General features: G+C 50.4%; 5 protein-coding genes. 2 read left to right on the forward strand and 3 right to left on the reverse strand.

Annotated features, from left to right (window positions below; all coding sequences use genetic code 11):
- Positions 1-40 precede the first annotated feature (40 nt).
- On the reverse strand, positions 41-2,605 hold the full coding sequence (mdoH, locus tag H0248_RS17150) for a glucans biosynthesis glucosyltransferase MdoH (protein WP_180786832.1): 2,565 nt from the start codon (positions 2,603-2,605) through the stop codon (positions 41-43).
- Positions 2,598-4,100, reverse strand: coding sequence for a glucan biosynthesis protein G (locus H0248_RS17155; RefSeq protein ID WP_219609257.1), 1,503 nt, complete (start codon positions 4,098-4,100; stop codon positions 2,598-2,600). Before H0248_RS17155 ends, mdoH begins: the two co-directional genes overlap by 8 nt.
- Positions 4,101-4,543: 443 nt before the next feature.
- Between H0248_RS17155 and H0248_RS17160 the strand changes: the two genes are divergently transcribed.
- Together H0248_RS17160 and H0248_RS17165 are read left to right on the forward strand one after the other, a co-directional pair.
- Positions 4,544-5,044: a DUF2946 domain-containing protein gene (locus H0248_RS17160; RefSeq protein WP_110164172.1), complete on the forward strand. Its 501-nt coding sequence runs from the start codon at positions 4,544-4,546 to the stop codon at positions 5,042-5,044.
- A 101-nt stretch (positions 5,045-5,145) separates the two neighbouring features.
- Positions 5,146-6,666 carry a PepSY-associated TM helix domain-containing protein gene (locus H0248_RS17165; protein WP_180786834.1) on the forward strand — a complete coding sequence of 507 codons (1,521 nt, stop codon included), beginning with the start codon at positions 5,146-5,148 and terminating at the stop codon, positions 6,664-6,666.
- A 109-nt stretch (positions 6,667-6,775) separates the two neighbouring features.
- On the opposite strand, the gene H0248_RS17170 is transcribed toward H0248_RS17165, so the two are convergent.
- The gene (locus H0248_RS17170) at positions 6,776-8,440 is read right to left on the reverse strand and encodes a methyl-accepting chemotaxis protein (RefSeq protein WP_180786835.1); all 1,665 of its coding nucleotides are present in this window, start codon (positions 8,438-8,440) and stop codon (positions 6,776-6,778) included.
- Between the last annotated feature and the right edge of the window lie 308 nt (positions 8,441-8,748).

Here is an 8,748-nt window from a genome sequence, read left to right on the forward strand (position 1 = left end):
CTTTATCTTTCACGCTACTCATTTTCTACACGACAAGCAGTTAGCTTTTGATATGAGGTGCGGGAAGTTTCTGGTAAGACTCAACCCACGCAGCATAGGTCTCCGGCTTTTGCCACACATGGTAGTGCAGGCGCGACATCGTAACGGGATCGCTAAGCAACGCCAGGCGCTGATTATTGCTCACTTCTTCCGGTTTGCGATTCAAGGCATCACGCACATTCTGCTCACGTACGTCTTCAATCGCTCGGCTGAAGCGATGCCGCGCCGTCGCCATTGCACTGGCCAGGGCGTTAATTGACGGATCAAAGACAGCCTGCATAAATCCGTTATCGAGTCTACGCTGGTGGTTCAACCGGCAATATTCATCCGTAGCGACCAGTTCGCGCGGCGGATTAAACTCTTCCGGTATCATCAACAACTTAGCACGCTTACAACCCAGCCCCAATGACGCGCGGCTCGAATAAACCGAAACGAACGGCGACAAAATCAGCGAGAAGACAATCGGAGCCAGCCACCACAGGAAGCGTAGATCCAGCCATGCCATGCCAATCGCCCAGACCAGCCCCAGAATCAGTTGAGAACCGTGGCGCACAAACGCCTCACTCCACGGAGTCGCATCGTCATCACGCTGTGGAGAATTCCACTGTACCGACCAGCCGAGAAACGCACTGACAACAAATACCGTATGGAACAGCATTCGAACCGGAGCCAGCAGAACCGAGAACAGCATTTCCAGCAGCAGAGAAAGGAATACCCGGACAGCGCCGCCGTACTCTTTTGCCCCTTTCGCCCACACCAGAATCACGCTCAACAGTTTTGGCAAGAACAGCAAGACCAATGTCGTCGAGAAGAGCGCGATAGCCAGTTCCGGCCGCCACTGTGGCCAGACGGGGAATAATTGTCGTGGCTGCAAGAAGTACTGGGGCTCCATCAGCGTATGCACAACCTGTAAGGCTGTAGAGAGCATCAGGAACATAAACCACAGCGGTGCCGACAGATAAGACATCACACCAGTAAGGAAAACGGCACGGTGAACCGGATGCATACCTTTAACCAAGAACAACCGGAAATTCATCAGGTTACCATGGCACCAGCGGCGGTCACGTTTCAGTTCATCCAACAGGTTAGGCGGCAGCTCTTCATAGCTTCCCGGTAGATCGTATGCAATCCATACGCCCCATCCAGCACGGCGCATCAATGCAGCTTCAACGAAGTCGTGAGACAGAATCGCACCAGCGAACGAACCTTCACCCGGCAGCGGTGCCAAAGCACAGTGCTCGATGAACGGTTTAACACGGATAATCGCGTTATGTCCCCAGTAGTGTGACTCACCCAGTTGCCAAAAATGCAAGCCTGCGGTGAACAGTGGCCCATAGACACGCGTTGCAAACTGCTGGCAACGTGCATATAGCGTATCCATGCCCGATGCTTTCGGCGAGGACTGGATAATACCGGCATTCGGATTTGCTTCCATCAGTCTGACCAGAGACGTCAGACATTCACCGCTCATCACGCTATCGGCATCCAGAATCACCATGTAGCTGTACTGGTTGCCCCAACGGCGGCAGAAATCATCGATATTACCGCTCTTACGTTTGACGCGACGGCGACGGCGACGATAGAAGATACGCCCTGCTCCACCAACATCACGGCACAGCTCCATCCAGGCTTTTTGCTCTGCTACGCAGATATCAGGATCGTTACTGTCGCTCAGGACGTAAATATCAAAATGCTCAAGGTTGCCCGTCGCTTCAACCGATTCATACGTCGCACGTAATCCCGCAAACACGCGTTCTACGTCCTCGTTACAAATCGGCATGATTAACGCCGTGCGATGCTCGGGATTCAGCGCCTCGTTACCCACTGTCGTGGAAGAGATACTGTATTTATCTCGACCAATCAGCAGTTGCAGGAACCCCATCAGCGCGGTCCAGAACCCGGCCGACACCCAACAGAACAGCACAGCGAACAGAACGAGTATGCCGCTTTGCAACACATAAGGCAGCAGTTGCATGACCGATCGCGTCCACGGCTGACCCGCCATTTCAAACGGATCGATCAGCGCCCACCCCTGATAAGGAAGGATGGTTTTCATGTACCAAGTGGCGATCGCCGTCTGGAACAACGTCAACACCAGCAGAATATAGCGGCGGATTGTCCCCACCAGACGCCAGCGGTTTTCGGAAATTTTCTCTTCCGGGCTGTAATGAGGACGAGGCGGCACGGTACGGCCCAGCAGACTTTCCCACCAGCGAATCAGTGGGTTCGTCCGCCAGACATCAGGGAACATAGAGGCGCGGGTAATAACAGGCATCGCTTTTAACGCCGTCCGCCCTTCCCTGTCTGTGCCGAGCTGCTTACCGTTGTCCAGACCATCAGCCCAGGCCATTTCAAGACGAGCCTGCACGGAATGCAGCGCAACATCGTCTTCTGCCTGAACATTGACCTGGCTGCCTGCAGACTGGCTACCTTCAGACAACGCCTGATGCAAAACGGCCTGATCGTTCCAGGCCGCTTGCGGTAATTTTTCGCGAAGAACCTCTGCCTGCGGAGCAGGCAGAGGTAGTTTCTCAATATAATCGAGAGAAGAAGTTGACTTATTCATTAGCAGGCAGCTGATTGCTCCAGGTTTCAGTCAATGTCGTCTCGCCATTAACCAACGCAGCTCTCATTTCAGTCGGCTGTTTCGCATCCTTCACACGCAAACGCAGCGTCAGACGCCAGCCATGAGTTACCGGGTTATAGCGAACATTATTTTCTACAATCTCGCCGTTGTCGCCAATGCTGACCTGAGAGGCTACTGGGGCGTTCTCATCCAACTCTTTTAAATTCGGTCCAACAAAATCCACAATGTAAGCGATCGTGCCGTCAGGCTGGCGAATCAGGTTAGATTGTTTAACATCACCGGCAGAACGGCGAGTCTGTTGAACATAGGCAATGTTCGGGGAATGCAGTTGATCTTCGTCGCGCGTAAAGTGCAGACGATATTTAATATCCAGCGGTTTGCCCGTTTCTGGCAACACATCCGGTGTCCAGAAGGCAACGATATTGTCGTTGGTTTCATCCGCGGTAGGGATTTCAACCAGCTCAACTTTTCCTTTGCCCCACTCACCTTTTGGCTCAACCCAGCCACTTGGACGGAGATCGTAACGGTCATCAAGATCTTCGTAGGCAGCGAAATCACGGCCACGCTGCAGCAGACCAAACCCTTTCGGATTTTCCACCGCATAAGTGCTCACGGACAGGTGCTTAGGATTATTCAGCGGACGCCAAATCCATTCGCCATTACCGGCATGAATTGACAGACCGTTAGAGTCGTTCAGCGCTGGACGGTAGTTCAGCGTTGGTGACGGCTGGTTCGGCCCAAACAGATACATACTGGTCAGCGGAGCGATACCCAGCTTGCCCACTTTATCGCGCAGGAAGACTTTAGCCTGAACGTCTACGACGCTGTCACGCCCCGGATAAACGGTAAAACGGTAAGCCCCTGCGGCACGTGGCGAATCCAAGAGCGCATAAATCACCAAGTGTTTATCATTTGGTTTTGGACGCTCAATCCAGAACTCACGGAAACGCGGGAATTCTTCACCAGAAGGCAACGCCGTATCGATCGCCAAACCGCGCGCGGATAAACCATAAATCTGGCCTTTACCGACCACACGGAAATAGCTGGCACCCAGCATGCTGACAATTTCATCGTTCTTATCGGCTTTATTGATCGGATAGAGAACTTTAAAACCGGCAAAGCCGAGATTTTTAACCGTTTCAGGATCGTGATTGACGGAGCCAAAATCAAAATACTCAGGAGAGTAATTAATCTCATCAACCGTTGTCGCCGTCACTTCATTAATTTTCACCGGGGTATCGAAATACATGCCCTGATGGTAAAACTGGAGTTTGAAAGGCGTCTGTACATTATTCCAGTATGATTTGTCGTTATTGAAACGAATTTGCTGGTAGTCCGCAAATTTCATATCACGGAATTGCGCAGGCAGATTACTTTTCGGTGCTTCAAAACCCTTTTGAGCCAGCTTTTCAGCCTGCTGCGCAACATCATCAATAGAAAATGCCCAAGCAGGCACTGCGCTTACAGACAGCATAACGGCGGCAGACAGCCAGCGAAGACTAGCAACCCGCTGTTTAAACCCAAATTTATTATCCAGCACAGCTCCCCCTGTTGGTGTGCTTCAATCAACTAAAATCCATATTAATGGATAAGTTAGCTTTCCGACAACTTGATAAAGATATTGTTCATCATAATAGGTCACCGTTTAAACAACGAGAACGTTAAAGCATGATAAACTGGGTTGTCAAAATGGAAAACAACCACGGACTATAGCGAATATCGCCCTGCGCGTTCGTAGGATTATTCCGTTTACGCCCGTGCAATTTCCTGACGAGTCATTGATAGAAATCAGAACGGATAGCAACAGCACGTCACCTGTCACTTGCAGTATGCCGAGTATAAACATTTGTGTAACAATGCAGGGACAAGTAAAGTACGCTCCTTGGCTGAACTAGGTATTGTTGAATTAAGACTGCTATGCTTTTGTCCGCACTACGACGGCGAAGTTTCCCAGCCTGGGTCGGCATCTTCGCTATTTTGACCATCTTCATTGCGCCAGTGATTTCACAAACACGGGTGCTTAATGGCGCTCATGCTCATGAATATGGTACAAACACGCATAGATCGACTGCATATACTCGTACAACTGCACATATGGCCGACGCAGATGATACAGCAGCGTCCGCCAGCCACAGCAGCAGTATAACCGAACCGCACCATAATCCTACCGGACATCAGATGTCCGGGCATCACGCAACACAATCACACCATTCTCCCTCGTCGCCATCCATGATGATGGACCATGCTGCTTGCGGTTACTGCGTACTCTTTTCGTATACGCCAGCGCTGTTCGCAACAGGTACCCCCAATCCCATACTGGCTGCGTCTTTATCGGAAGCATTGGTTATTCATTTTCTTTCCCGCATTGTCCTTCCTGAGCGTTATGCTTCTCCTGTAGTCCGCGCCCCACCTTTCTGAATCACGCATCATCATGCTCATGTACATTTATAACGCACCGCGCTATACCCTTTCAGGTGTGGCGTTTGATGATTTTTTGCTAAGTGATTTCAGAGGGGTCTATGTCACACCCTAATCAGGCATCAGCCACTGCTGCCTCCGGCTCACGCCCAGCCGGAGAAACGGCGTCGGATAAACACGCGATGGATAACGTATCGCCACGTGCTGCGATCGTTGCCCTGTTCATCCGGCTTCATTTTTATATCGGTATTTTTGTCGGTCCTTTTATTTTTATCGCTGCTCTGACAGGGACGCTGTATGTCCTGACACCGCAGATTGAAAATCGGCTGTATTCACACCAGCTTTTCACCGAGAGTCAGGGCACGCCACATTCTCTGTCTGAGCAAATCCATGCTGCACAGGCGTGGCTCGCTCACCGTCAGGATGCAAAACTGCTTGCGGTACGTCCTGCACCGGTAGCTGGAGCAACCACCCGCGTCATGTTTACCTTGCCGGAATTGGGGCCATCAGAAAGCCGCGCCGTTTTCATCGATCCGGTTTCGCTGGAAAATCGCGGAAGTGAGATTGTTTACGGCACCAGCGGCATTCTGCCATTCCGTATCTGGCTTGATTACCTCCACCGCGGGCTGCTGTTAGGCGATGTCGGGCGTAATTACAGCGAGCTGGCAGCATCCTGGCTGTGGGTCGCAGCACTGGGCGGCATGGTTATCTGGTGGTCAACTCGACATCTGTCTTCAGCGACCAAACGGCGGAGATTGAAGAATAGCCAGACGACAACAGCCAAGACGCAGCGTCTGCGCCACTGGCACGCCACAATGGGGCTGACTCTTGTGCTTGGTTTGCTCTTTTTCTCCGTAACGGGGTTAACCTGGTCGCAATGGGCGGGAAGCAATATTTCTGTCGCGCGTACCGCACTAGGGTGGCAGACCCCATCGGTGAACACACAGTTGCCCACACCGATGTCTCATCACGACATGATGCACGGTCACGATATGGCGATGACTACGGATGAACATGCAGAGCACCATGCGTCGATGCCAATGGAGAATGTCGAAGCCGCTTCACCCGCGTTATTTGATGAAGTGCTGGCTGCCGCGCGCAATGCTGGGATTGATGCCAATAAAATCGAAATCCGCCCTGCCACCAAGCCGCACCGTGCTTGGACCGTCAGTGAGATCGATCGTTCCTGGCCAACGCAGGTTGATGCCGTGTCGGTTAACCCAGATACGCTGGAGATTATCGACAAAACTGATTTCAACACCTTCCCACTTGCCGCCAAGCTCACCCGCTGGGGAGTGGATGCACATATGGGCGTGTTATTCGGTTTACCAAACCAACTTATCCTCGCGGCATTTGGTCTTGGGCTCTGTACGATGATTGTGTGGGGTTATCGGATGTGGTGGATACGTCGGCCAAAATCTCGCCATGACGCTAATCCGGTCAACACGCTGACGGCGGCATTGTTAAGGGTTCCGCTCTTTCAACGTGTGTTGATCGCGCTTATTACGCTGCTACTGGCAGTGAGCTTGCCCGTCATGGGGATCAGCCTGCTCATCTTCCTGCTCATTGATGTTGTTCGGTGGTATATGAATCATCCTAAGCAAACTATCGCTAAAAGCTGATTTCCGTCCTGTCATCATTGCCCGACACGGCAATAAAAAACCGCCATTGTGGTACACAACTCGTGCACACAATGGCGGTCAATCAGCAATACCGTTTAACGAAAAAACGTTAGAACGTGGTCCAATCCGCTAACTCACCTTTGGCTGCGGTTTTTTCTGTACGACCAGTTTTAGGGGCAGCCAGCGCGGGTGTTTCTGCGTTTCTATTTAATGTCGCACTTTTGTACGATGCACCAAGATTGAATACGCTGACCGTACGCGCGAGGCTATTGGCTTGATCTTGCAAAGAGAGCGCAGCGGCGGCAGATTCTTCAACCAGTGCGGCATTTTGCTGGGTTGTCGTATCAATCTGCCCAACGGCCAGGTTGATCTGGTTGATTCCATCACTTTGCTCACGGCTGGCCTGCGCAATTTCGCTGATGATTCCCGTGACACCCTGCACATTCGCCACCAATGAGTTCATCGTGATGCCGGTTTCTTCTACCAGCCCCATGCCGTCCTGCACTTTCCTAAACGAGTCATCGATAAGTTCTTTGATTTCTTTTGCCGCAGTAGCGCTTCGCTGAGCCAGCGCGCGTACCTCACTGGCAACAACGGCAAAGCCCCTACCCTGTTCACCGGCACGTGCCGCTTCAACGGCCGCATTCAGCGCCAGAATGTTCGTTTGGAATGCAATGCCATCAATCACACCGATAATTTCTGCCATACGCTGTGATGAATCACGGATACCGCGCATTTCCTGCGTTACCGTTTCCATCATCGCACCGCTTTTCTTCACCGTTGCCGATGCGCTGGCCGCAAGATCTGTCGCCTGCGTCGTGTTATCGGCGGTATTTCTTATTGTCGACGTCAATTGTTCCATTGATGATGCGGTTTCTTCCAGCGAGCTCGCCTGTTCTTCCGTCCGGGCAGATAAATCCTGGTTCCCCGCAGCAATTTGCGATGCGGCACTGGAGATCGTTTCTGCCCCATCGCGCACCTGGCTGACAATCTGCCTTAAGCTACCATTCATATTATTCAAGGCGGATAACAACTGACCCGTTTCATCTTTACGCTCGGTATAAATTTCAGAGGTCAGATCGCCTTTCGCGACATTTTCGGCAACGCCCAGTGCTTCCTGTATCGGCTGAGTTACGCTACGGGTAATCAATGAAGCAATAATTAATCCAGTCAGCGCACTGATGATAATGATCGTAGCGAGTACCATCAGCGCATTTTTATAGCTGTCCCCTACTTCTTGTGCTGAGGATGCCATTTTATCATCCTGTATATCGATGAATTCATTAACTTTACTGGTATATTTTGCCTGAGTAACGCGCGTGACGTTGAAGTACTCTTCAGCAGCCGCCTCGGTGTTACCTGCTGAGACCAGTGCAGAGAGTTTGTTTGCTGAACCAAGGAAGTCGCGGCGAATATCGCCAATATCACGCAGTATCGTAACGGATTTATTGTCGCTTACCGATTGGTTCAAGTACTCCATGAGTTCAGATATCGTTCCTGAACGCTCTTTGTTCAGTGCCAACTGTTTGTTAATTTCACTTTCTGATTTAAGAAGTAGCAGCAGTTGCTGATTATTGAGGTAATTATTCAGCTCATCAATGAGCTTGTTACTTTTAACAGTAAGTGGGTAGTTTTGCGAAACAATCTCATCCATTTTTTCGTGAAAGTCACTTAGCTTTGAAATTGCAACACTACCAATTACCAAAAGCATTAATACCAGAAAAGAAAATCCCGCCCCTAATCGATATCCTATACGCCAGTTGGACAAATTCATTAACATCTCCTTAATTAATTTTCTCTATCTGCATAAAATATATAATTAAAAAAATTAATATTTATTTAATAAATACAGATAACTCCACTACTTTTATTCGTAACAAAAAATACACATCTCTGGACAGATTATTTATATACCCTGCTGAGAAACATAAACAATATGTAGATAGACATGCTCATCAAACCACATCCATCACAACGTGGTGAATGGGTCTAGCCAGATACGGCGGTCGGTATAAGACATCTGCACATACTGGCAGTAGAAAAAACGTCATCCTTTACCCCAGGGCGGGATTCCACTTTGCT

The sequence above is a fragment of the Pectobacterium brasiliense genome, from assembly GCF_013449685.1.
Classification (GTDB): domain Bacteria; phylum Pseudomonadota; class Gammaproteobacteria; order Enterobacterales; family Enterobacteriaceae; genus Pectobacterium; species Pectobacterium brasiliense_A.

What these genes read in the sequence shown, in the direction of transcription:
- mdoH (WP_180786832.1), bottom strand. Translation starts at nt 2,605, where the DNA reads ATGAATAAGTCAACTTCTTCTCTCGATTATATTGAGAAACTACCTCTG.
- H0248_RS17155 (WP_219609257.1), bottom strand. Translation starts at nt 4,100, where the DNA reads ATGCTGTCTGTAAGCGCAGTGCCTGCTTGGGCATTTTCTATTGATGAT.
- H0248_RS17160 (WP_110164172.1), top strand. Translation starts at nt 4,544, where the DNA reads ATGCTTTTGTCCGCACTACGACGGCGAAGTTTCCCAGCCTGGGTCGGC.
- H0248_RS17165 (WP_180786834.1), top strand. Translation starts at nt 5,146, where the DNA reads ATGTCACACCCTAATCAGGCATCAGCCACTGCTGCCTCCGGCTCACGC.
- H0248_RS17170 (WP_180786835.1), bottom strand. Translation starts at nt 8,440, where the DNA reads ATGAATTTGTCCAACTGGCGTATAGGATATCGATTAGGGGCGGGATTT.